This window comes from uncultured Maribacter sp. (genome assembly GCF_963975365.1).
Taxonomy (GTDB): Bacteria; Bacteroidota; Bacteroidia; order Flavobacteriales; family Flavobacteriaceae; genus Maribacter.
In genome coordinates this window covers 105,057-129,847 of sequence record NZ_CAXBGF010000013.1, presented here as the reverse complement: position 1 = coordinate 129,847, position 24,791 = coordinate 105,057, and the positions used below count along the sequence as shown (strand labels likewise).

Below are 24,791 nucleotides of genomic sequence, written 5' to 3'. Positions count from 1 at the left end.
GATTTCTTTTAGTTAATTGTATATTAAAAATACGCTTCGGCGTATTTTTTTTATTTTGTTTGCATCCTTAAACATGGCGTTAACAGCATGAAATATTTTTTATCCGTACTATTTACCTTCATTTCACTTATCGGTTTTTCGCAAGACACAGAAGAAAGTCAACGCTTAAGTGCAGTTGTTATAAATGCACAAACCAAAGAACCTCTTGAAAGCGTACATGTGGTTAACCTAAACCAAGTTTTTGGCACCATTACCAATGAAAAAGGAGAGTTTTCAATCACCGCTGCAGTAAATGATACTCTTTATTTTTCTTTTCTTGGGTTCAAGTCTCAAAAAATAAGGGTCACCAACGACATGTTTAAATTTGAGAATACTGAAATAGCCTTAACTGAATTAGCTTATGCTTTAGAGGAGGTTATCGTAAGACCATATCAGCTTACCGGTTATTTAGAAATTGATGTAAAAAACCTTCCTATCAATAACGCTTATCAATACAGTATTTCTGGCCTAGATGTTAGTTATGAGGGTGGTAATAAAAATCCTAGTGCCGTTACAAAGGTGCTGGGGGCAATTCTTAACCCAGCAGATTTACTTCGAAACCTCTTTGGCAAAAAACCGGCGCAAATGCGTAAACTGCGACAAATGAGAGAAGACGATGAAATTCGTAATTTATTGGCTTCTAAGTTTGATCGCGAAACACTAACAGAATTTCTTCAGTTAGAAAAAGTTGACATTCAGGATATTTTAAACAACTGCAACTACTCCAAATCCTTTATCACCACAGCTAATGACCTACAAATTTTAGATGCCATTAGCAGTTGTTATGAGGAGTATAAAGTTCTCAATAGAAAAAAATAATATTTTTTAGATTGATTTCCTTGTTATAGATTTAGAGGAAATATTTGGAAATGAAAAATTTATACTTTTTAGCACTGTCTGCAATTGTACTGGTATCTTGCCAACCGAACTCAAAAGATACTAATAAAACTACGTCTTCTATTACCGACAGCCTTGTTTCGGCCAAAAAGAACCCTAATTTTCAGTGGGAATCCGCAACAATATATTTTCTTCTTACAGATCGTTTTAATAATGGTAATCCAGAAAACGATTTAAACTTTGATCGAGATGAAACAACCGGAAAACTTAGAGGTTTTATGGGTGGTGACATTCAAGGTATAACTCAAAAAATTAAAGATGGTTATTTTACCAAGCTTGGCGTAAACGCTATATGGTTTACTCCTGTTATAGAGCAAGTTCATGGTGCTACTGATGAAGGCACTGGAAATACTTATGCCTACCATGGTTATTGGGCAAAAGACTGGACAGCATTAGACCCCAATTTTGGAACCGAAAAAGATTTGGAAACTCTTGTAGAAACAGCTCATGAAAATGGTATTCGTGTTCTATTAGATGTTGTTTTAAACCACACAGGGCCAGTTACCGAAAAAGACCCGGTATGGCCTGCAGAATGGGTTCGTACCTCCCCTACTTGCGAATTCACTACATATGAGAATACTACAAACTGCACATTAGTAGCAAATTTACCGGACATATTATCAGAATCTGATTCAGAAGTTAATTTACCTGATGCGTTACTTGCCAAATGGAAAACCGAGGGTAGACTAAGTGAGGAACTAGATGAGCTTGATTTATTTTTTGAAAGAACCGGACACCCTCGTGCTCCCCGGTTTTATATTATCAAGTGGCTTACAGATTACATAAATAAATTTGGTGTGGATGGTTTTAGGGTCGATACCGTAAAACATGCAAATGAAAATGCTTGGGCTGAACTATATAAAGAATCATCAGCAGCATTTGATTTATGGAAAAAGAAAAACACTGATAAAATTTTGGATAACAACCCTTTCTACATGGTTGGTGAAGTATATAATTATGGGATTTCTGGTGGTCGTGAGTTTAATTTTGGAGATAAAAAAGTAGATTATTTTGCCAACGGTTTCAAAAGTCTAATAAACTTTGAATTAAAAACAGACGCTGAAAAGGATTACGAATCTATTTTTTCTAAATATAGTAAACTGTTACATACTACTTTAAAAGACAAAAGTGTTTTAAACTATCTTACATCGCACGATGATGGTCAGCCTTTCGACAAGGAACGTACTAACCCAAAAAGAGCCGCTAATGTACTTTTATTGACTCCTGGTGCTTCACAAATCTATTATGGCGATGAAACCGCAAGAGATTTAACCATTGAAGGTACTGAAGGTGATGCTACATTGAGATCATTTATGAATTGGAATGAGCTTGATAGCTTAGCACAAACCAAAGAAATATTAAATCATTGGCAACAACTTGGTTCTTTTAGAAACGACCATCCTGCCATTGGAGCAGGCATTCATAAACTAATTACTAAAGAGCCCTATGTTTTTAGCAGGTATTTAAATAAAGATGAATTAGTTGATAAAGTTGTAATTGCACTTGACTTACCACAAGGTAAAAAATCAATATCGGTAAAAGGGGTATTTGGAGATGGCACAAAGCTTTATGATCAATATTCTGAAACCGAAATTACAGTAGCCAATGGTAATATTATTCTTGAAAATGATTTTGATATCGTTTTATTAGAACTAAAGCAATAAAGAAAGTGAAAAGGAATATTATGCATTAGAGTGAAGGGCAATCCTATTTCCCTCAGTATCTTTAAGCAGACCCATAAAACCATGACCGGCACCAATTTCGGTTTTAGACTGTAATACTTGACCACCTGCTTCCACCACCTTATCCAATATAGTAGCTATATCTTCACAGGCAATATAAACCAATGCCCCTTCGGTTAAACTTGGTACATATTGATTATGTTGCACCAAGGCTCCATTTGCTTGACCTATAATCGGCTTTTCGGGAAACAGACCCATTACAAATTGGCCAAAATTATTGACAGTTATAGTAACATCTAAGATAGTTTCGTAAAATTTTTGAGCTCGTTGCATATCTGCAACCGGAATTTCAAACCATGCTATCATATTTCACTATTTAAATTGCTTTTTAAATTCTCTAATCCTTTTTCAAAATCCTTACCAACCATTTTATCCATACTCACAAACAACATTATAATACTCATAGGAAATTTATTAGTTCCTGTAAACCCCCACGTCACTTTACTCCTATTATTATCAAGTTCCTCCAAATCCATATAACAATCAGACTGAGATTTAAACGGTTTTAAAAATCTTAAATCTTGTTCAATTCGCTTACCGTCAATTATTTTAGTTATTTCTTGCACTCCATCACCAACTTCCTTATTGCCGTTCCAATAACTTACGGCACCTACTTCACCATCTGTACCAGTAAATTTTTGGTCCATATTCGGGTCTTTGTTTGCCCATGGCGACCACTCTTGCTGTTTCTTTAAATATTTAAGTTGCTTCCAAACTTTTTCCTTAGGATGGTCTAATTCAATTGACCTATAAACATGATAATTTTTGGGAGCAAACAAGGATAGAATAATTAGTATTGCTAGCAATACTCCTAGAATTATTAACACTAAATACATCTGTTTTTTAATTAGTTATTAAATACAAGTTATGAAAGATTTAATTATCAGAATGATACCTAATCAATATATCATCTATACTTTTTATAGATTTTTTTGTCCAGTCTAAACGTTTCTCCATCATTTCTGAAGGGGTCAGTTTCCACTCAAAATCAGAAGATTTTAATTTAGTAGTCAATTGTTGTAAAATAATTGCCGCTGAAACTGAAATATTCAAACTTTCAGTAAAACCTACCATTGGTATTTTCAAAGAAGCATCAGCATTTTCTATTACATAGTCACTTAAACCCTTTTTTTCTGACCCAAAAAATAATGCCATTTTACCATCTAATTCATAATCTTGCAATAATGAACTATCGGCATGAGGGCTGGTAGCAACAATCTTATACCCTTTATTTCTAAGTACATCAACTACCTCTTTCGAATTTTTATATCTTTTTACATCTACCCATTTTTGGGCACCCATAGCAATTTCCTCATCTAATCGTTGGCCATATTTACCTTCTATTAAATGCGCCTGCTGTATACCAAATGATTCACAACTTCGAATTACAGCACTTGTATTATGCATTTGAAAAACATCTTCTACCGCAATAGTTATGAAATTGGTTCGATGACTTAATATATCATTAAACCTATTCATTCTTTTTTCTGAAATAAATTGTTCCAAATACACCAAAAGCTTCTCATCAATCATGCATCCAAGATAAGAAAAGTATATTTTTAAGCTGAAATTAAAAGAACTTATGAAGAACATTGTTGTATTAACCGGAGCAGGAATATCTGCCGAAAGCGGATTACAAACGTTTAGGGACGCCAATGGATTATGGGAAGGTCATGACGTTATGGAAGTTGCCTCTCCACAAGGATTTCACAACAACCCTCAATTGGTATTAGAATTTTACAACCAACGTAGAAGACAACTTTTAAGCGTGCATCCGAATAGAGCGCACCTGGCTTTAGTTGATCTTGAAAAGCATTATAATGTGCACATCATAACCCAGAATGTAGATGATTTACATGAACGGGCAGGTAGTTCTCAAGTGCTTCATTTACACGGCGAATTATTAAAAGCCCGAAGCACAGCTTCAACCTATGATATATTTGAATGCAATAAAGATATACTCTTAGGAGACATATGCAAAAATGGGTTTCAAATTAGACCACATATTGTTTGGTTTGGTGAAGCAGTACCTTTATTAGAAAATGCCATAACAATTATCAAGAGGGCCGATTATCTTATAATTATAGGTACCTCAATGCAAGTTTATCCGGCAGCAAGCCTTATAGATTTTGCTAAAGCAAATACACCAATATTTTTTGTAGATCCAAAACCAGCACTAAAAAGTACTTTGAATCGTAATTTAACCGTCATTTCGGAAAACGCAGTAAAAGGGGTTCCTACTTTGGTTGCTTCCCTAATTGATAAATAATTCTTGTTTGCTTAACCCATGCTATAATTTCAACCACTTCCTTATCTGTTATTTTAGAATTTCCGTGCAGATAAGTATACTCGGTTAAGGGCATTTCTGCTTGGACTACCATTTTTTCAATCTCATCTAAAAGATGGTCTTTCTTATCCAATGAATAGTTTTGCCACACAGAAAAATTCAAGTTCTTCTTTCTATCTTTTACATGACTATCAATCCAATATGAAATTGGGGCTATATTATTATACCACGGGTAGACTGTATTATTACTATGGCAATCATAACAAGAGGTTTCAAACAAAGCCTTTAAATTAGGAGAAGGATTAGTCTCTTTAATAAAAATTTGGGTATGGTTACCAGGGGAAATATTCTTTGTGGGACTGTAAAACTGCATGGCTATCAATATCAAAACCATACCTAGGCTATTTTTTTTAGTATTTTCATATGTGGGGGAAATATCGAATAAAGATACAATTTTATGACAAAGGAAGAGCTTTGCCAAGCGTTGAATTATGTTAGTGCAACACGTGAAAATCGTAGAAGGATGGCTTTAAAAATTGAAGAAAACCCCCAACTCATCCCTATTTTAATAGTTATTTCTTCAGATGACTTAGACCCAATATCCTGTAAAGCAAGCTGGGTATTAGAATCTCTTGCAAAGAAAAAGATAGAATTTATTTTCCCTTATATAGATACATTTACGCATTCACTATCTAGCTTAACCTTAGAATCTTCAATTCGGCCAGCCTCAAAAATATGCTCGCTTTTAGTTGAAAATCATTATTCAAATAAGACAACTCCATCAAAAAAAGTACTTTCCGAAAAACATCTAAATACAATTGCTGAAGCAGCATTCGATTGGCTCATTGGCGATCACAAAGTTGCCCCTAAGGCATATTCAATGACAACCCTTTTATTGCTTGGGAAAAATATAACTTGGATTCACCCAGAACTACAACTTATTTTAAAACAGAATTATGAAAGTGGCAGCGCTGCATATAAAGCACGTGCAAGAATAACTTTAAAAGCTATTGATAAAAGTTAGCTTAAAAGAATTATAACTACGTTTTTCTTTATTTGAAAATAACTTTTCGACTACAACTTAAAGAGAATAGTGTTTTAATCTATGGTATGAATAGGTATATTTGCCGCTTATTAATTCAACCATTTATTATGTCTCTTAACGCATTAAATGCCATTTCTCCAATAGACGGCCGCTATAGTTCAAAAACCCACTCATTATCTCCTTATTTTTCTGAAGAAGCTTTAATTAAATATAGGGTTAGAGTAGAAATTGAATATTTTATTGCTCTTTGCGAGATTCCTTTAAAGCAGTTATCTTCTTTTGATTCTTCTATGTTCGGAGATTTACGAAAAATTTATACTGAGTTTACTACAGCAGATGCCCAAGAAATTAAAGAAATAGAGAAAGTAACCAATCACGATGTTAAGGCGGTTGAGTATTTTATAAAAAAAGCTTTTGATTCTTTAGGACTTTCAAAATTTAAAGAATTTATCCACTTCGGATTAACATCACAAGATATTAATAATACTGCCATTCCGCTCTCTATTAAAGAAGCGATGAATGAAGTTTATGTTCCACACTATTTCGAATTGCTTGAAAAGCTAGATGTTCTAACGTTAGAATGGGCAGATATACCTATGCTTGCAAGAACACATGGCCAACCTGCATCTCCTACCCGATTAGGAAAGGAAATAATGGTATATGTAGTTCGATTAAAAGAACAATTCAATTTACTAAACGACATACCAAGTGCTGCAAAATTTGGTGGTGCCACTGGTAATTTTAATGCCCACCTAGTTGCATACCCTACTATAGACTGGAGAGAGTTTGGTCAAAATTTTGTTCAAGAAAAATTAGGGCTTCAACATTCTTTTCCAACAACACAAATTGAGCATTACGACCATATGGCAGCCCTTTTTGATGGTCTTAAACGTATTAATACCATCGTCTTAGATTTAGATCGTGATTTTTGGACGTATGTGTCCATGGACTATTTTAAACAGAAAATCAAAGCTGGCGAAGTTGGTTCGTCTGCAATGCCACATAAAGTAAACCCTATCGATTTCGAAAACTCAGAAGGTAACTTAGGTATAGCGAATGCTATTTTTGAACATTTATCTGCAAAATTACCAGTTTCAAGATTACAACGCGATTTAACAGATAGCACAGTACTCCGTAATGTAGGTGTACCATTTGCCCATACCTTGATTGCTTTTCAATCTACCTTAAAAGGATTGAACAAGTTATTGTTAAACAGAGACAAGTTCGAACAAGATTTAGAGAATAATTGGGCGGTTGTTGCCGAAGCCATTCAAACTATTTTAAGGCGTGAAAGTTATCCAAACCCATATGAGGCTTTGAAAGGACTTACGCGTACAAATGAAAAAATCAATAAAGATTCTATTGCCAATTTCATTGACACCTTAGAAGTTTCCGATGCTATCAAAAAAGAACTCAAGCAAATATCTCCAAGTAATTATACTGGAATATAATAATAGTAGAATACTAATTTCAAAAATTGATTAAATAAAAAGACCACCTTCTGGTGGTCTTTTTTCCTCCTATTATTATTATTACTTAATAATTTGAACTTCGTGTGAATAAGGAATTTCAATACCTGCACTATCCAATGCTTACTTAGTTTCTTCTATAGTTGCAAAATATACATCCCAATAATCTTCTGGCTTACAAAAAGGGCGTACTGCTAGGTTCACAGAACTATCTGCTAATTCAGATACGTTAACCGATGGGGCTGGATCCTTTAACACTTTAGGGTTTGCCACTAACATAGCTAATAAAGCACCTTTAGTTTTTTGAAAATCAGAATCATAGCTTACACCAGCTGTGGTATCAACTCTCATTTTACCTTCTTGCAGTATAGTTAATGATGTTTCCATTTGCCATCGCACCATTAGGAATGATAGCCAATCTATTTTGAGGGGTAATTAACTTAGTTGTAAAGATTTCAATTTCCTTTACATTACCTAAAATACCTTGTGCTTCAATTAAATCTCCAATTTTATAAGGTTTAAAAATAATAAGTAAAACACCACCTGCGAAATTTGATAGTGATTCTTGTAAAGCTAAACCAGCAGCGGCTATTAGAGCAGTAAAACTTGTAGTCTCAACACCTAAAGTTGAAATAACAGTGATAATAAGAAAGATAGTACATGCCCATTTTATTTAACTTAATAAGAACTTCAAACGTGATTCGTCATATTCTTGTTTTGACATACATTTACTGGCAACACCCACCAACTTCTTAATAACCAAAGAACCGATGATGTATATTAAAATTACGAATACTATTTTTGGCCCTTACTCCATATGTAAACCAATTCCTTTGTCAATCCAAACTTGTGCGTCTTCCAATCTAAATAGTTTTTTTGTTTAGATTGTTATTTAATTGTCCATAATCATATGACATCTTCTTTTTAAAAAGGTCCGTATAAAAAAGCATTTAAACCACAATTTAAAGCGAAAAAAAACCTATTACTTATTCGTAACAGGTTGAATTTAAATCTAATATAATTAATAATCAGCCTTTTATTAGATTACCAAGTTGTTCTAGGCCTTTACCGTTAAAATCAGATTTTTCCATAGCTTGAATCAATTGCACAAAACTTGCGGGGTTCATATCATCTCCCAAAACACGAACCAGAATTAATCCTTTTTCGTCATTATCTCCATAGATTACAATTTCATCTATGGTATCATCGTCTCCTTTTAATTGTATAGTAGCTTTTCCAAAAGATGTATTCATCTTCATTAATTCACTAAAATCTGAACTCTTTAAAATAGTCTTAATGGCTGCCTTTTGCACTTCATAATCAGCAGTGTTATTATCTTTTTTTTGAAAAGCTAGTATGTTTAACTTCTTAAGAGAAGTAGCCGCCTTTTTTTGAGCTTCACTCAATTCTGCCTTTTCTAAATTCAAAAGACTAGAAGGTAAATCGAACGACATAAAATTCGGGTTCTCAGCACTAGCAATAAAATACTGTTGCAAACTTTGTTCTGAAGAGCAGGATGAAATGGTAAGACTTATTACCATAACAATAACCCAATAAACTTTTTTCATAATGCTTTTTTTAAAAATTGAAGAAAAGAACCTTACGGTTTATCGAAAGGTCCTTTTCTATAATTAATTTACTTACCCGAAGCTTTATTCAAATCTTTAGGTAAATTCATTTTGTTCGTAATCGACCCAATTTTATTTAAATCGATATCACCAGTTAGGCTGACCAATACAGTTTCCAGTTTTCTACCATGATCGCCTATTTCAACATTATCCAATCCGGAGACAAACATTAATAATTCCGTAACATGATTCTTTTTTGAACCATCTCTAACATAGAACTTAACATTTACATCTTTGTCCTTTACACGCATTAATTCTTCTAATTTCGAAGACTTAAGATACTTTTTAACCGTTGCGGACATATCTGCCGAAACCGATGCGTCTTCGGTCATAAAAACTTTTATATTTTTAAGTCCGCTCGCTACCTCCATAAATTCCTTCGCTTCGGCATCATCACTCATTCCTCCTAATTTAGAGACTAAGTCTATCATACCTTTGTTCACGATTACCGAACCTACATTATCCATTTCCTCATACTTATCGAATACAGATTGTGAGAAACCCAATGCGGGTAATATTGCCATTAAAAATACTACTGCTACTTTTTTCATGATTGCTGTTTTTAGTGCCTCTATCCTATTTTAGGATAAAAGTGATTGATGAATTGATGAATACTTGTTTATCAAAAGCGCTAATTTAATTGGGGATTAACGCTTATTGATTATTATTTAATTCCCCTTTTTCGATGCTTTCCCTAATTGGTCACCTCCTGGTAAATCCATTTTATCGGTCAATTTAGATACCGATCGTAAATTGATATCTCCTGTTAAGGATAGTAAAACTGTTTCTAATTTCTTACCATTAATATCGATATCCATATCTTTCATACCGGTTACGAACATTAAAAGCTCTTTAACATGATCACTGTCTTTACCTTCCTTTACATAAAATTTTACATTAGAACCACCATCCCTAACTCGCATTAATTCTTCAAATGATGAACTTTTTAAGCGATTGGTCACCCAACTATCAACATCTTTAGAAATAGCCGCGTCATCGGTCGTAATGACTTTAAAACTTGTAATGGAATTTACGAGTTCAAAAAACTCTTTTGCTTCTGGATCATCTGAGCTTACACTCATTTTACCTAACATCTGAAACATCTTAGGTTGCATGGCAACAAAGGTTACCTTGTCATTATCTTCGTATTTATCGAAAATATCTTGAGCTCTTGAAATAATCGGAGCCAAAACCAACATTGTTAATAGTACTATCTTTTTCATTTTAATTATTTTTTCGTTAAAAATTTATTTGTTGTTTTTTCGAATTCTTCTAAATGATACAGTTGCTCAGTACCTTTATTAAAATTCATTGCCAATAAGGCAAATGCCTCTTGTGCAGACTCTATTTCTTCTTGTGTATACTCGTCTGCTAAAGTAACTGGGGCCGGTGTTGGTTGATACATATACAACCCAACCATAAAGACTGCTATTGCTGCTACAGAAACCCATTTCAAATAATTTATTCTAGGTTTTAATGGGACCTGTTTGGTAAAGCTTTCTTCCTTTGCTTTGGTGAAATAATTGAACAAAGGTGCATGTTGTTCTAAATGAGGTGCAACACTCTCTTTTGAAAAATACTCCCGTAGTGTTTCTTCTTCTGCAACCGTGGTGGTAGCCTCAAAATATTTCTCTATTAATTTTTCTATGTTATGCAATTCCATAATTGTGCTTTTCCATTAATTTTTCCCGTACGGTTTTTCGTGCTCTGGACAAGGCTACCCGTATAGCTGTAGGTTTCATATCCAATAATTTTTCTATTTCTTCGTATTCATACTGCTCTACATCTCGCAATTGTAATACCATTTTTTGTTGCTCTGGTAATTCAGCCATAATCCGTTCTACCCAACTTATACTGTCTTTAGCTTCTAACTCACTTTGTAGTGACGTACTAGAATCGGTATAATTACTATGAACCAATTTTAAATTACCTGCTTGTTTCGATTTCAATCTGTCCAGACAGAAATTTTTAGTCATGGTCATCGCAAACGCTTCTACATTATTATAGGTCTCCATTTTATTCTTCTTATCCCATAACTTTATAAGAATCTCTTGCGTGGCATCTTCAGCTTCCTCCGTTGAAACCAATAACCTTTTGGCCATGCGGAACAACTTGTCCTTAAACGGTAATACAATATTTAAAAACTCTGTTTGTTTCATTTTTGTTTGGCTGTTTGTACGCTTGCTAACAGGCTTACAAAAAGAAGACGAAGTTGAACGATTTTTGTTACAATTAATTTTTAATTTGTTTGGTTGTTGCTAAATTTAACATCCTTACAGTAAATATATCCGTATTTAATAGGACGCATATTATTTCATTCGTATGAGTACTTTATAAATTGGAACGTTTATTGCTATAAATAAAAATTAAAAAAACTATGAAAAAATTTTTCTTGTCCGTCCTATGCTTAGGCTTTGTTGTTATTTCTTGTAATAAAAATGATGATGATCCTGTACTTGAAGAAGAAGTAATCGAAGCTCCTGAAGAAGAGACTCCAGTTGAAGTTGACATTGAAGTTCAAAACTTTTTTTGGCAAACTTTAAACCTCTATTATTTTTGGCAAGGTGATGTGCCAGATTTGGCAGATGACCGTTTTGATACTCAAGCCGGTTATGAAGAATTTCTTACCGCCAACCCAGAACCAGTTGATTTTTTAGAGAATAAATTGCTTTATTCTGAAGATAGATTCACTTTCTATAGCGATGATTATACAGATTTAGTAAATAGCTCTGCAGGTGTATCTAAAAGTAATGGCCTGCAATTTGGACTATCATTAATAGGTAACACTGATGATGTTTTGGGTTATGTGGAATATATTATTAAAGGTTCTGACGCATCTAATAAAGATATTAAAAGAGGAGATGTATTTATTGGAGTTAATGGAACGCGTTTAAATCGAACTAATTTTATAGACCTGTTATTTGGAGACAACGACACGTACACCTTAAATATGGCCGAAATAACTGAAAATACGATAACCCCAATTGACAAGGAGGTTACTTTAACCAAACAAGAAGGTTTACAAGAAGACCCTATTTATGTGACTGAAGTTATTACCTCGGGTGATAAAAAAATTGGTTATTTCATGTACAATCAATTTGTACCTGGCTCTGAAGATGCCATGAACGCAATTTTTGCCGATTTTATGTCTCAAGGTGTAACCGATTTGGTTTTGGATCTTCGATACAACTTAGGAGGTAGAGGTTCTACTGCTTCTGTATTAGCTAGTTTAATTAAAGGTACAAATACTTCCGATTTACTTTTTAGAACCGTTTATAATGCAAAATTACAAGCAGAATTCGACAGTAGTTCAACCGACAATTATTTTGTAAGCACAACCGGTACTATCTATGGTAATTCGAACGCTGCTTTAAATACATTAAACCTAAGTCAAGTGTATATAATCGCTACTTCAGGTTCGGCATCAGCTAGTGAATTGGTAATGGTAGGTTTAGAGCCTTATATCGATGTTGTTCATATTGGCACCACTACAGTCGGTAAAAATCAAGGTTCTGTATTATTTGTTGATGATCCAGAAGGGGGAAATGTTTATGATGAAACAAGGGTGAATAATATTAATCCAAATGTGCAATGGGGCCTTCAACCTATTATTAGTAGAGTTGAAAATAGTGCAGGCTTTTCAGATTATGCAGACGGATTAATTCCTGATATTGAACTTGATGAAGATATCACCAATTTAGGCGTACTTGGTGATGCTAACGAACCTCTTCTGGCAAGAGCAATTCAAGAAATTACGGGTATAGGAGCTAAAAGAAGTTTCGATGTCATGATACCTGCACGTGTAATTTCGAGTTCTAAATTACATGATCCTAGAAATGCTACATTACTATTAAACAACAGTATTCCTTCCTCAAAATTTTCACTTACTCAAAAGAAATAAAATTCAAAGATTTTAGTTTCCCTACTTATGAAGAAGTTTTTAGTATTACTTGTTATAGCGGTTTTTTTTTCCTGTTCCAAGGATGAGGATTTGACCTTAAACAAAACCCTTGACCCCGATGGTTCTGCTGATGTAGAAGTTCAAGATTTCATGTGGAAAGCCATGAACTTTTGGTATTTCTGGCAAGCCAACGTAGATGATTTGGGCGATAATCGTTTTGTAAATACCAAAGAAGGTAGAGCTGAGTACACTGCTTTCTTAGATTCAGAAGATAACCCTGCTACTTTTTTTGAAAATAAACTGCAGTATATAGAAGATCGTTTTAGTTTTTATAATGAAGATTATCGCGAACTTACGAACTCTTTAGCCGGTATATCTAAAAGTAATGGCCTCGAATTCGGTCTAGTTCGTTTTCAGGACAGCGAAGAATTATTTGGTATTGTTCGATACATCATACCCAATTCAAATGCTGCTACCGCAGCTATTCTGCGAGGAGATTTGTTTACTGGTGTTGACGGGCAAACTTTAACATTGTCAAATTACGAGAAACTCCTTTTTACAGGAAGTAATTCGTATACCCTAAATATGGCAGATTTTGTTAACGGTAATGTTGTACCCAATGAAGAAGAGATAACACTTACCAAAGAAGAAGCTCTTGCTGAAAACCCAGTTTTAATTTCCAAGTCCTTTATAATTGGTGGTGAGAATATAGGTTACATTATGTATAACCAATTTACAAATGAATATGACGATGACCTTTATGCTGCCATTGAAGCATTAAAATTTGCCGGAATAACGAATTTGGTAATGGACTTACGCTATAACCCTGGTGGTTCGGTAAATACTACGCGTTTACTGGCTAGTATGATTTATGGCACAAATACATCAGAGGTATTTTTAAGAAAAAGATATAATGATAAACTTCAAAATCAATTTAACGATGACCAATTAGAAGTTTATTTTGCAGATAAGGTTAATGGGAAAACAATTAATTCTTTAGGCTTTTCTAAATTATACGTGCTTACTTCATCTAGTTCTGCGTCCGCTAGCGAATTATTGATCAATAGCTTAGAACCATATATCGATGTTATTCAAATAGGAGATGTAACGAGAGGCAAAAACGAGTTTTCGACTACTTTGGTCGATGATCGAGATAACTCATACTTATACACACCTTCTAGAGTAAATAAAATTAACCCAAATAATCAATGGGCCATACAACCCTTAATTGGTAGAAATGAAAATGCCGATGGTTTTTATGATTTTACGAACGGTTTACAGCCAGATATCTTTTTGAAGGAAGATTATGGAAACCTTGGTATTTTAGGGGAACAGAACGAACCATTATTAGCTAAGGCTATAGAAGCCATTACGGGACAAACAGGAAAACGGGATTTTACTGTTTTAAACCCATTAGATGTTTTTATAAGCTCTAAAGTTGGCAATCCAATCAATGATAAAATGATTGATGATACGGTCTATTAGTAGAATTTTAGACAAAAGAAAAAATGTAAAAAGGACAGCCAAATAGCTGTCCTTTTTTTGTTATAAACTCAATTTAAATCCTAGTCTTACATTTCTTCCTTTGGTAGTGTAATCTACTAGTTCTATATATTTTTCGTTCAGGATATTGTCAACGGCAAAAAAGGCTCCAAATCTATTCGAAAAATCATGTTTCAATTGTAGGTTAGCTAGACTAAAACTATCTAAAGTAATTGCTGAGAATGTGGCAAAATCAGTATCTGTTCGGTCAGATATATATTGGTAGGTAAGTCCTAGATAGGTTTTAACTCCAATATGGTATCCTAAACTCACATTGGCTTTATTTTTTGGAACTCTTAGTGCCAAGCCTTCTTTAGAATTTGTTAGCGTATAGTTAGCGTCAAATGTAAAACCTTTAACAGGTTTAGAGCTAAAGCCTACCTCTAAACCATTAAAATGAACTGTACTTACTGAATTACGATATTGACTTTCAAATGTATTTGGATCAATAGTTACATATTCGATTCTATCTTCTTCTGCCCTATTAAAATAAACGGCATTAATTGTAAACTTATCTGATAATTTAAATTCTAAACCGCCCTCTATAGTAGTATCCTCCTCAGGGTTCAAATCTTGATTAGCCCCAAATGGTCCATATAATTGCGATAAATTCGGCGCTATATATGAAGTAGAATATGAACCTATAAACTTTAAATACCCAGAATTAACATTTATTCTATAGGATGGATTAACGTTATAGATAAAATTTGAACCATACGTACTGTGATTATTTAAGCGCACACCCGCATTCAAGTTAATACCGCTATCACCAACATATACGATATTAAAATATGGATCCACAGTGTTAGAACTCCGCTCTTCTAAAAAAAGTGTTTGATTATCAATATAATTTAAACCAACTATCGTGTAAATTTTTTCTGCAAAAGTATATTTATTAAAAACGTCTAATACATAAGAACGAGAATTGTAAGCAGCAGGAAAACTAGAAATAAAAAATCTATCTATTTGATTGAATGCTGTATTGACATGTATACTACCCTTCTCATAACTATACTTAGAAGCTAATGAAAATCGTGACTGTTCACTAGTAAATGAAAAATCGGCATCTTCTATTGGAAATCCGTTATCATAATCACTATTCAACTTATTATAATATGCAGAAGCGGTTATGTCAAAACGTTTAGAAATTTGATAACCCAGCTTTACATTTCCATCTATTCGTGACAATGCATCTGATTCAGTACCTACAGCTGCAGATAATCCATCTGTAAACTGATGACCTCCGGAAGCCAAAAATGTTATCTTCCCCTTCTTAGCATTAAGGTTCACCGTGTTTGAAAAATCAGAGATATTATAATTTTGGTCATCCTGAGATTGGTTGGTACCCATACTAGAAAGTAAATCTAGAGAAAAACCCACTTTTTTAACTTTTTTGGTAGTTATGTTAATTACCGCTGTTGCAGCGGAATTACCGTAAAGTGTACTTGCCGCTCCTTTTAAAATTTCAATGCTTTCTATTTGTGATGTATTCAAAAGTCTAAGATCATAATCTGCACTGGTACCAGATGGGTCAGAAACTTGAATACCATCTATAATTACTAAAACTTGACGATTGTTACCTCCTCTAACGTAGGTAGATAAGTTCTGCCCAGCATAACTTCTGGTACCGTTTATCTCAATTCCGCTTTTAGTATTAATAATTTCTGCTACAGTGCGACCTTGGTTCTGTTCCAATTCTTTTTTAGAAATAGAAATGACCGTCTTACCAGAGTTTTCACGCTTTAGTTCAAACCGTGAATCACTAACGACAACCTCGTCTAACTGTAATGTATTAATGGAATCTTGTTTTTCTTGTGCCCCAACTTTGGCGCATAGCAATACCGTGACCGTTGGCCACAAAAAATAATTTTTCATTCGTTTATATTCATAAACGGGAGCGTAGTATGTCTGTACCCATACGCAAACCTTTATCCCGAAAGTTTAACATTGTTGTTTGAATAAGGCAGGTCTCCTGACTCGTTTTATGTTATTTTGCCTTCCCATGTATTCTGAACCGGTTCAGTTGACAAAGTGGCTATGAAGAAAATAACATCTTCTTTACAGAAGTGCCAATTGATATCTATTCGCCAATAGATTAGTTGACATAAACTTACAGTTGCGGGAACAGTTCCGGATTTACACCGGATTCCCTTTTAATTTCACTGCCATAAGCAGCGAAAACCAAAATTCACGGCGAAAATAAACATTTTGTTTAATCTTTCTTAGTAAACTTTTATAATACTACTTTTGAAAAATAGAAGTAAATCAAAGATGATTAAACACCTACTCTTTTTAAGTTTCTTACTTTTTTTATGCGGATGCAAAGAACAAAAAAAGGAGTCATCACTATTAAAAACACCCAGCAATAGTTCTTCGATAACCTACGCGAAAGGGTTTACCATAGAAAAGAAAACATCAGGCATAACCATAATTAAAGTCTTGGCACCTTGGCCGAATGCAGAGGCAACTTACACCTATGCTTTGATTCCTAAAGAAAAACAAGCACTAATAACCTTAAACATAGATGAGTTCGATGCCATTATTACGGTACCGGTAGAAAATGTGGTGGTGACTTCTACAACACATATACCCGCTTTAGAAGAATTAGGTGTATTAGATAAGCTTATTGGATTTCCAGAGACCAAGTTTATTTCATCAAAGGCAGCCAGAGCACGTATTGAAAATGGGCAAATAAAAGAATTAGGTGTCAACGAAAGCCTAAACACCGAAGCCGTTTTAGCATTACAACCTAAAATGGTAATTGGTTTTACAATTAATGGCGGAAATAGTGCTTATGAAACGATTCAACGTTCTAACATACCTGTTATTTATAATGGTGATTGGGTAGAAGAAACTCCTTTAGGAAAAGCAGAATGGATAAAATTCTTTGCTCCTTTTTTCGACAAAGTAGAGGAAGCGAATACTTTTTTTGAAAACATAAAAGAGTCATATTTAAATGCTAAAGAATTGGCTGCAACTATAAAAGTAAAACCAACAGTACTTAGTGGTGCGCTTTATAAAGATGTTTGGTACTTACCTGGTGGTAAGAGCTGGGCAGCAAATTTTCTAAAAGATGCCAATGCAGAATATCTTTGGAATGACAACCATGAAAATGGAAGTTTATCTTTAAGTTGGGAAAGTGTTTTAAACGTAGCCAAAAATGCTGAATATTGGATTGGTCCTGCTCAATTCAATTCTTACCAGGAAATGGAATTATCAAGTAAACATTATTTACAGTTCGATGCCTACAAAAAAAGAAAGATATTTACCACTGCCAACACCATGGGCGATACTGGTGGCACACTATATTACGAACTAGCACCGCAAAGACCCGATCTCGTATTAAAAGATTTAATTCATATTTTGCATCCTGGTTTATTACCAAACTATGAACCCTTCTTTTTTAAACCCTTACTTTAATTGTCCAAACACCCCACATACGCCATTCATTTTTTGCTGCTGCTAATCGGGTTACTAGTTTGCCTATGCATAAATATAAGTCTTGGGTCCGTAAGTATATCCTTTATTGATACTTTAAAGGTTATTTTAGGTTCTGATACCAATCAATCTTCAAATTCCTATATCATATGGAATTACAGAATACCAAAAGCTTTAACCGCTATTTTAGTTGGTAGTGGACTCTCTTTAAGTGGCCTGCTTATGCAAACTCTATTTAGGAATCCGTTAGCTGGCCCCTATGTTTTGGGTATCAGTTCAGGTGCGAGTTTAGGTGCTGCAATATTGATTATGGGTTCTTCCCTATTTTCGGGGTTTATTACATTTTCCGCTTTTAATGATATTGCTTTGGCTATCGCATCAAGTGTCGGGAGTTTTTTAGTATTACTTGCCGTTTTAACTGTGGCGGTTAGAGTAAAGGATACCATGGCACTCTTAATTATAGGTTTAATGTTCGGTAGTATTACCGCAGCTATTGTAAGTGTACTTTCATATTTTACAAAAGCTGAAAAACTACAACAATACGTTTATTGGTCCTTTGGAAGTTTAGGTAATCTTTCTTGGACCCAGTTAGCGATTCTATGCTTCTGTACTTTTTTTGGAATTATATTAAGCATATTTTCAATTAAGTCGCTTAATGCTTATTTACTTGGTGAAAATTACGCTAAGAGTTTAGGAATTCAATTAAAAAAATCGCGCTATACTATTATAATAGCGACAGGTCTTTTAGCAGGTTGCATTACCGCATTTGCAGGGCCTATAGCTTTTATAGGATTAGCTGTGCCCCATGTAACTAGACAACTATTTCATACGACCGATCATAAGATTTTGATACCTGCAGTTCTTAGTTGTGGCGCTATATTAATGTTGATTTGTGATACTATAGCCCAACTGCCTGGCTCAATGAGTGTACTTCCCATCAATGCGATAACTAGTATTTTTGGAGCGCCCGTGGTTATATGGCTATTGGTGCGCAAAAAGAAAATGATGTTTTAATCCAAACTATATAAAGTTATCAAACACAAAAAACAAAATAGCGTACTTAATATCATTGATTTATCTGTTGGATATGATAAGAAAGTCATTGCCAATAATATTTCATTTGACTTAATAAAAGGGGAACTTGTAGCTATTGTTGGCATCAATGGTATTGGTAAATCTACGCTGCTACGAACTATAAGCGGATTTCAACCTAAGATATCTGGCACCATACAAATTGAAGGAAAAGAACTAGCTTCAATCCATACCTTAGATTTAGCCAAAAAGGTTAGCGTTGTACTTACAGAACCTATTGCTTCTAAAAACATGTCTGTTAAAGAGTTACTGGCTTTAGGCAGACAGCCATATACCAATTGGCTAGGAAAATTATCTGCCGATGACATTGCCTTCATTACTAAGAGTGTTTCTTTATTGGAGTTAGAACCATTTCTGAACAAGAAATGCTATGAATTGAGTGACGGACAATTACAACGCGTTATGATTGCCAGAGCATTGGTTCAAGATACCAGTATTATACTTTTAGATGAGCCAACAACTCATTTAGACCTGTACCATAAAGTGCAAATATTAAAACTCTTAAAATCGATAGCACATAAAACCAAAAAAACAATTCTGTTCACCAGTCATGAAATTGAATTGACTATACAATTATGTGATAAAATGTTGATTTTAGACGGGCAAACCAATCCTTTTGAAGAACCCTGTAAGCTTATTGAACATAAAAATTTTGAAACACTATTTCCTACGGATATGATTTTATTTGATGCCAGCTCTGGTTCTTTTAAAATTAAAAGCTAAAGCTATATCTCTGTGGTATTTTTCATTATCATTTCTATGATTATTAAATCTGGAAAGGCATTTTAAATTTCAATTGGCGATCCAGTATCTTTACCTTATCACATTACAATACTCATGAACGAAATTTATATCTACTTCCTCATTGGAATCCTATGCCTAGCCATTGGATATATCCTTGGAAATTACATACAGCTACTAAAAACAAAATCTAACATAAGTGCTTTAAAGGAACGTGAACAACTAATGCATACTAATTTATCTGATTTACAAGAACGGTTAAAAGAGACAGAGCAAAATAGACTCATGCTTCAATCAGAAAAAGAACAACTTGGCAATAGAATTGTACGAGCGCAAGCTGATATGGAGCACTTACACGATAAAAATCGAGAACAGAAAGAAGAGGTTGAAAAACTACAGGAAAAGTTCACAAAGGAGTTTGAAAACTTAGCCAATAAAATTCTAGAAGAAAAAAGTTTAAAATTTACAGAGCGAAATGAAAAGAACATTAAAGATATTCTTACTCCACTAAACGATAAAATTCAACTTTTTGAAAAGAAAGTGGAAGCTAGTCAGAAAGAAAATATAAGTATTCATTCAGCCCTAAGAGAGCAACTCATGAATCTTCAGTCTCAAAATTTAAAGATTACCCAAGAGGCAGAAAATTTAACCAAAGCCTTAAAAGGTAATAGTAAAATGCAAGGAAATTGGGGCGAATTGGTTTTAGAACGTGTTTTAGAAAAATCGGGATTAGAGAAAGACCGTGAATACACAGTACAACAAAGCTTTACTAGAGCTGATGGAAGTCGTGTGCTTCCCGATGTCATTATCAATCTGCCCGATGGAAAGAAAATGATAGTGGATTCAAAAGTATCTTTAACCGATTACGAGCGCTATGTAAATGCCGATGAAGAAAATCGAGATAAATTCCTAAAAGACCACATCAATTCATTAAGAAGGCATGTTGACCAGTTATCTGCAAAAAAGTATGAGGATCTTTATGAAATGGAGAGTCCCGATTTTGTTTTGTTATTCGTTCCTATAGAGCCTGCATTTGCAATTGCTATAAATCATGATAACTCATTGTATAACAAAGCCTTTGAACAAAACATCATTATTGTTACACCATCCACGCTTTTAGCTACACTACGTACTATTGATAGTATGTGGAATAATGAAAAACAACAACGAAATGCGATTGAAATTGCAAGACAGGCTGGCGCACTTTATGATAAGTTTGAAGGATTTGTAAGCGATTTAATGAAGGTTGGAAAAAAAATGGATGAAGCCAAAGGAGAATATAGAGGAGCCATGAACAAACTGGTCGATGGTCGAGGCAATATTGTAAATAGTATTGAAAAATTAAAAAAGATGGGAGCTAAGGCAAAAAAATCTATTCCAGAAACTTTATTAAAACGCGCTAAAGAAGATGAGGATTATGAAGAAGAACCTAAATTAAAACTTTAAAAAATACTTTCATAAATACCATATAACATCTTAAACGTTTATTAGTATAAATGAATATTCGTCAATATATTGACCCCATCATTTTAAATGATGATTCATATTCCATTGAACATAGAATAACCAAATTATGAAAAAGATTATATCATTACTTTTATTAGGCTTTCTGCTTATAGGAGGCATTTATTATGCTTTTATATACTTCGTCTCTTTTAGTGAAGGAGTACGCTCTGGAGAGTTAATTAAATTAACCCATAAAGGGGTGATAGCTAAAACTTGGGAAGGTGAAATTAGCCAAGGTATTTCTGGTGCTCAAATATTTGCATTCTCCGTATTGGATAAAGACAAAGATGTGATAGAAAAACTAAAAGAATATCAAGGGCAATATGTTAAGGTAAATTATACCGAACGATACGCTACATTCTTTTGGCTTGGTGATACCAAATATTTTATTACTGCGGTAAAAGCAGAAAAGTCTCCGCATTTTAGAAATTAAGTAAAATCAGAATTGTTTTTCAATCGGTTAAAAGCACAAGTACATGGAAAAATTTAAAGGGGCAAGAGAATCAAAAGTTTCAATAACAGAGTTAATGCTTCCCTCCCATTCTAATTTTGGTGGTAAAGTTCATGGCGGACATATTTTAAGCCTTATGGACCAAATTGCATTTGCCTGCGCTTCTAAGCATTCACAACAATATTGTGTTACCGCTTCCGTAAACCGAGTAAATTTTCTAAACCCTATCGAAGTTGGAGAGTTGGTTACCTTAAAAGCCAGCATAAACTATACTGGACGTACCTCTATGGTTGTTGGTGTTCGTGTAGAGTCTGAAAACATTACATCGGGCACAAGAAAACATTGTAATTCTTCTTACTTTACCATGGTTGCCAAAGGGCCTGACGGTAAAAATGTTCCAATACCCGGTTTAATCGTAACCGATGATCAAGGGGTTCGACGTTTTGCCCGAAGTAAGTATAGAAAATTAGAAGCTCAAGAGCGCGATACTAAATTCGAATCCAAAACTTTTATTTCTAATGATTATATTCTCGAATTAGAAAGTGAAAACATTAAGATTGATTTGAAGTAATTTGTTCAGCGGCTGCCGCATCTAAAAACCAAATTAAATCTTTTGTTTTTGGAGACACATGGCTTGCAGGGTATTTCAAATACCCTTCTTCCCTGTCTAGTATGATTCTTACCTTTTCCGCTTTGCTTTCACCCGTAACCAAGAAGGCAACCGTTTTTGCATTGTTAATAATTCTGCCAGTTAGTGAAACTCTTCGTTGACCTGACTCTGGGTGAATGGCCACCTCGCAGTTATCAGGTGATTTCCATAAATTCAATTCATGAGGAAAAATTGATGCGGTATGCCCATCATCGCCCATACCCAATATAACCATATCGAACTGAGGCAAACTTAATTCTTTCGGCAATTCCGCTTCTAGTAGTTCTCCGTAACGCTTAGCTTCCAATTTAGGATCATTCTCCCCTTTAATGCGATGAATATTTTCTTCTGGTATATCAACCTTAGATATAAGATGCTCTACCGTCATTCTATAATTACTTTCATCATCATCTGGCGCAACGCAACGTTCGTCTCCCCAATACAAATGAATAGCACTCCAGTTAACATCATTTGAGAATTCCTCAACTAAAACGTCAAATACAATTTTAGGAGTACTTCCACCCGACAAAGCTATATGAAATGCGTTTTTATTCGATGATTTCTCAATCAAAAACCTTGAAAATTCCTCTGCAACCCTACCCTTATTCTGATATACTTTTACTTCCATTTTTTAAGAATGTAAATTGATTATTTTTTAAACTTAACAAATAACACAGAACCCAGGATCATCTGATAAATTCTCACTTGGGTTACGCCATTCAGCAACACCATCAATTAGTTCATTTGCATTCTCAGGCCCCCATACACCAGCAGCATACCCATACATTTTAACATCCTTTCCATTTTCCCAGTAATCTAAAATTGGGTCAACAAATGCCCATGCCGCTTCAACCTCATCTGCCCTTGCATATAAAGTTGCATCGCCTTGCATAGCATCAAGTAAAAGACGCTCGTATGCTTCCATAACACGTGTTTCTGTTAAACTTGAATAATAAAAATCCATATTAGCACGCTCTACTTCAAAACCTTGACCTGGTACTTTAACACCAAATTTTATCAATATTCCTTCATTTGGTTGAATACGAATAATCAATTTGTTATCCTTATTACTCATGCTTGATTCTTTGAAAATCTGATGGTGTGGTGTTTTAAAATGAATAACCACTTCGGTTACTTTAGTGGGCATACGTTTTGCCGTTCTTACATAGAAAGGCACATCTGCCCAACGCCAGTTATCTACAAAGAATTTTATAGCGGCGAATGTTTCCGTTTTTGAATTTTTATCAACTCCGTCCTCTTCCCTATATCCTTTTACTTCTTTATCATCAATTTTAGATGCAACATATTGCGCTCTAATCGTGTTATTGTAAAGCGTTTCTTCATCAGTCATTATTTTAAGAGACTTCAATGCTTTAAGCTTTTCATTTCGTATCTCCTCTGCATCTGCACTTAATGGTGGCTCCATTACTATTAGTGCTACAATCTGCAATAAATGACTTTGAAACATATCTCTCAATGCGCCAGATTTATCATAATATCCGCCTCTTTTCTCAACACCAACACTTTCTGCATTGGTAATTTCTACGTGATGAATATAATTTCTATTCCAAAGTGGTTCAAAAATACTATTGGCAAAACGAGTAACTAGTAGATTTTGTACTGTTTCTTTACCTAAATAATGATCTATTCTAAATATTTGGCCTTCTTTAAAATAAGTATGAAGACCATCATTTAATTCTTTAGCAGACTTTAAACCATAACCAAATGGTTTTTCAACAATTAATCTTCTCCACCCTTTAGATTCATCATTCAATCCATACTCCGACAAGTTTTTTGCTATTGGCTCATATAAGCTAGGTGGTGTAGATAAGTAAAAAATATGATTGCCATCTGTACCATATTTTTGGTCAAGATCACTAATACGCTTTTCTAAACGTTCGTAAGAAGTATCGTAATCAGACCCTAAATCTTCATAAAATAATTTATCAGCAAAATTTTGAAAAAATTCTTCGTCATTTAACTTACGGTCTTCCTCAAAATATGGACTTTCCAAAACCACCTTATTACGGAATTTCAAGTCACCTAAATCACTTCTACTAACTCCCAATACGACAAAATTTTCAGGTAGATGATTACCCTTATATAAATTAAATATAGCAGGTATTAATTTTCTCGCTGTTAAATCTCCAGATGCTCCAAAAATAATGAGCATTTGATTATCTGTTTTCTTCATAAACCCTCTCTAAACTTTATTCTTCAAATATCTTAAAAAGAAAGCCATTATACCCTTCTTTTGGAATGGAATTTAGAAATAAAGTCAATATTTTAAATTATTTTTGATTTGCATTAAGTCGTCGAAATTTAATAAAATGAAGGTGCGGCAATTATGTATTTTAATTTTAA

The 24,791-nt window shown here is 34.1% G+C and carries 25 protein-coding genes, 1 pseudogene and 1 riboswitch; of the genes and pseudogenes, 13 read left to right on the top strand and 13 right to left on the bottom strand.

Annotated elements, in window-relative coordinates; all coding sequences use genetic code 11:
- Positions 1–87: 87 nt before the first annotated feature.
- Together AACZ49_RS14425 and AACZ49_RS14420 are read left to right on the top strand one after the other, a co-directional pair.
- Positions 88–858: a carboxypeptidase-like regulatory domain-containing protein gene (locus tag AACZ49_RS14425; protein WP_339656300.1), complete on the top strand. Its 771-nt coding sequence runs from the start codon at positions 88–90 to the stop codon at positions 856–858.
- 50 nt (positions 859–908) lie between these two features.
- Complete coding sequence (locus AACZ49_RS14420) at positions 909–2,600, top strand: alpha-amylase family glycosyl hydrolase (RefSeq protein WP_339656297.1); 1,692 nt, start codon at positions 909–911, stop codon at positions 2,598–2,600.
- An 18-nt stretch (positions 2,601–2,618) separates the two neighbouring features.
- Here the strand turns inward: AACZ49_RS14420 and AACZ49_RS14415 are convergent, their stop codons facing one another.
- The 3 genes from AACZ49_RS14415 to AACZ49_RS14405 are packed head-to-tail and all read right to left on the bottom strand — an operon-like array spanning position 2,619 to position 4,211.
- A complete protein-coding gene (locus tag AACZ49_RS14415) occupies positions 2,619–2,984 on the bottom strand; it encodes a VOC family protein (RefSeq protein ID WP_339656294.1) in 366 nt (121 codons plus the stop codon).
- Positions 2,981–3,514: an SRPBCC family protein gene (locus tag AACZ49_RS14410; RefSeq protein ID WP_339656291.1), complete on the bottom strand. Its 534-nt coding sequence runs from the start codon at positions 3,512–3,514 to the stop codon at positions 2,981–2,983. The genes AACZ49_RS14415 and AACZ49_RS14410 overlap by 4 nt, the downstream gene beginning before the upstream one ends.
- 40 nt (positions 3,515–3,554) lie before the next feature.
- Entirely contained in the window at positions 3,555–4,211 is a 657-nt protein-coding gene (locus AACZ49_RS14405) for an RNA methyltransferase (RefSeq protein WP_339656288.1), read from the bottom strand.
- Between the two features lie 49 nt (positions 4,212–4,260).
- On the opposite strand from AACZ49_RS14405, the gene AACZ49_RS14400 reads away from it, so the two are divergent.
- A complete protein-coding gene (locus tag AACZ49_RS14400; protein ID WP_339656286.1) occupies positions 4,261–4,947 on the top strand; it encodes an NAD-dependent deacylase in 687 nt (228 codons plus the stop codon).
- Here AACZ49_RS14400 and AACZ49_RS14395 read toward each other — a convergent pair.
- A complete protein-coding gene (locus AACZ49_RS14395; protein WP_339656284.1) occupies positions 4,916–5,359 on the bottom strand; it encodes a heme-binding domain-containing protein in 444 nt (147 codons plus the stop codon). The two genes, AACZ49_RS14400 and AACZ49_RS14395, sit on opposite strands and share 32 nt — an antisense overlap.
- 63 nt (positions 5,360–5,422) lie before the next feature.
- Between AACZ49_RS14395 and AACZ49_RS14390 the strand changes: the two genes are divergently transcribed.
- Complete coding sequence (locus AACZ49_RS14390) at positions 5,423–5,989, top strand: adenylosuccinate lyase (protein ID WP_339656281.1); 567 nt, start codon at positions 5,423–5,425, stop codon at positions 5,987–5,989.
- 128 nt (positions 5,990–6,117) lie between these two features.
- On the top strand, positions 6,118–7,461 hold the full coding sequence (gene purB / locus AACZ49_RS14385; protein ID WP_339656279.1) for an adenylosuccinate lyase: 1,344 nt from the start codon (positions 6,118–6,120) through the stop codon (positions 7,459–7,461).
- 141 nt (positions 7,462–7,602) lie between these two features.
- Here the strand turns inward: purB and AACZ49_RS14380 are convergent.
- The 6 genes and pseudogenes from AACZ49_RS14380 to AACZ49_RS14355 form a co-directional block, all read right to left on the bottom strand.
- Positions 7,603–8,278, bottom strand: a pseudogene (locus AACZ49_RS14380) (mechanosensitive ion channel domain-containing protein).
- Between the two features lie 229 nt (positions 8,279–8,507).
- Positions 8,508–9,047, bottom strand: a complete 540-nt coding sequence (locus AACZ49_RS14375; RefSeq protein WP_339656276.1) for a DUF4252 domain-containing protein — start codon at positions 9,045–9,047, stop codon at positions 8,508–8,510.
- Positions 9,048–9,115: 68 nt separating this feature from the next.
- Complete coding sequence (locus AACZ49_RS14370) at positions 9,116–9,658, bottom strand: DUF4252 domain-containing protein (protein ID WP_339656273.1); 543 nt, start codon at positions 9,656–9,658, stop codon at positions 9,116–9,118.
- A gap of 117 nt (positions 9,659–9,775) precedes the next feature.
- Positions 9,776–10,330 carry a DUF4252 domain-containing protein gene (locus AACZ49_RS14365; protein WP_339627528.1) on the bottom strand — a complete coding sequence of 185 codons (555 nt, stop codon included), beginning with the start codon at positions 10,328–10,330 and terminating at the stop codon, positions 9,776–9,778.
- 5 nt (positions 10,331–10,335) lie between these two features.
- Entirely contained in the window at positions 10,336–10,770 is a 435-nt protein-coding gene (locus AACZ49_RS14360) for a hypothetical protein (RefSeq protein ID WP_339656271.1), read from the bottom strand.
- Positions 10,757–11,266, bottom strand: coding sequence for a sigma-70 family RNA polymerase sigma factor (locus AACZ49_RS14355; RefSeq protein ID WP_339656269.1), 510 nt, complete (start codon positions 11,264–11,266; stop codon positions 10,757–10,759). The genes AACZ49_RS14360 and AACZ49_RS14355 overlap by 14 nt, the downstream gene beginning before the upstream one ends.
- Positions 11,267–11,484: 218 nt before the next feature.
- Between AACZ49_RS14355 and AACZ49_RS14350 the strand changes: the two genes are divergently transcribed.
- Together AACZ49_RS14350 and AACZ49_RS14345 are read left to right on the top strand one after the other, a co-directional pair.
- Complete coding sequence (locus tag AACZ49_RS14350; RefSeq protein WP_339656266.1) at positions 11,485–13,008, top strand: S41 family peptidase; 1,524 nt, start codon at positions 11,485–11,487, stop codon at positions 13,006–13,008.
- Between the two features lie 27 nt (positions 13,009–13,035).
- Positions 13,036–14,493, top strand: a complete 1,458-nt coding sequence (locus AACZ49_RS14345) for a S41 family peptidase (RefSeq protein ID WP_339656263.1) — start codon at positions 13,036–13,038, stop codon at positions 14,491–14,493.
- Positions 14,494–14,553: 60 nt separating this feature from the next.
- Here AACZ49_RS14345 and AACZ49_RS14340 read toward each other — a convergent pair whose 3' ends face one another.
- Positions 14,554–16,425, bottom strand: a complete 1,872-nt coding sequence (locus AACZ49_RS14340) for a TonB-dependent receptor (protein ID WP_339656260.1) — start codon at positions 16,423–16,425, stop codon at positions 14,554–14,556.
- 69 nt (positions 16,426–16,494) lie between these two features.
- Positions 16,495–16,751: riboswitch (cobalamin riboswitch) on the bottom strand.
- 70 nt (positions 16,752–16,821) lie between these two features.
- On the opposite strand from AACZ49_RS14340, the gene AACZ49_RS14335 reads away from it, so the two are divergent.
- From AACZ49_RS14335 to AACZ49_RS14310, 6 genes are all read left to right on the top strand, one after another.
- Positions 16,822–17,970 carry an ABC transporter substrate-binding protein gene (locus AACZ49_RS14335; protein ID WP_339656257.1) on the top strand — a complete coding sequence of 383 codons (1,149 nt, stop codon included), beginning with the start codon at positions 16,822–16,824 and terminating at the stop codon, positions 17,968–17,970.
- Entirely contained in the window at positions 17,971–19,002 is a 1,032-nt protein-coding gene (locus AACZ49_RS14330; protein ID WP_339656254.1) for an iron ABC transporter permease, read from the top strand.
- Positions 19,003–19,020: 18 nt separating this feature from the next.
- Complete coding sequence (locus tag AACZ49_RS14325; RefSeq protein ID WP_339656302.1) at positions 19,021–19,803, top strand: ABC transporter ATP-binding protein; 783 nt, start codon at positions 19,021–19,023, stop codon at positions 19,801–19,803.
- A gap of 114 nt (positions 19,804–19,917) precedes the next feature.
- Positions 19,918–21,267 (top strand): DNA recombination protein RmuC, encoded by a 1,350-nt coding sequence (rmuC, locus tag AACZ49_RS14320; RefSeq protein ID WP_339656251.1) that lies wholly within the window; start codon positions 19,918–19,920, stop codon positions 21,265–21,267.
- Positions 21,268–21,394: 127 nt separating this feature from the next.
- Complete coding sequence (locus AACZ49_RS14315; protein WP_339656248.1) at positions 21,395–21,760, top strand: 6-phosphogluconate dehydrogenase; 366 nt, start codon at positions 21,395–21,397, stop codon at positions 21,758–21,760.
- A 43-nt stretch (positions 21,761–21,803) separates the two neighbouring features.
- Positions 21,804–22,349 carry an acyl-CoA thioesterase gene (locus tag AACZ49_RS14310; RefSeq protein WP_339656245.1) on the top strand — a complete coding sequence of 182 codons (546 nt, stop codon included), beginning with the start codon at positions 21,804–21,806 and terminating at the stop codon, positions 22,347–22,349.
- On the opposite strand, the gene pgl is transcribed toward AACZ49_RS14310, so the two are convergent.
- Positions 22,330–23,055, bottom strand: a complete 726-nt coding sequence (gene pgl, locus AACZ49_RS14305) for a 6-phosphogluconolactonase (protein WP_339656242.1) — start codon at positions 23,053–23,055, stop codon at positions 22,330–22,332. The genes AACZ49_RS14310 and pgl overlap by 20 nt on opposite strands.
- A gap of 33 nt (positions 23,056–23,088) precedes the next feature.
- Positions 23,089–24,621: a glucose-6-phosphate dehydrogenase gene (zwf, locus tag AACZ49_RS14300; protein ID WP_339656240.1), complete on the bottom strand. Its 1,533-nt coding sequence runs from the start codon at positions 24,619–24,621 to the stop codon at positions 23,089–23,091.
- Positions 24,622–24,791: the final 170 nt, after the last annotated feature.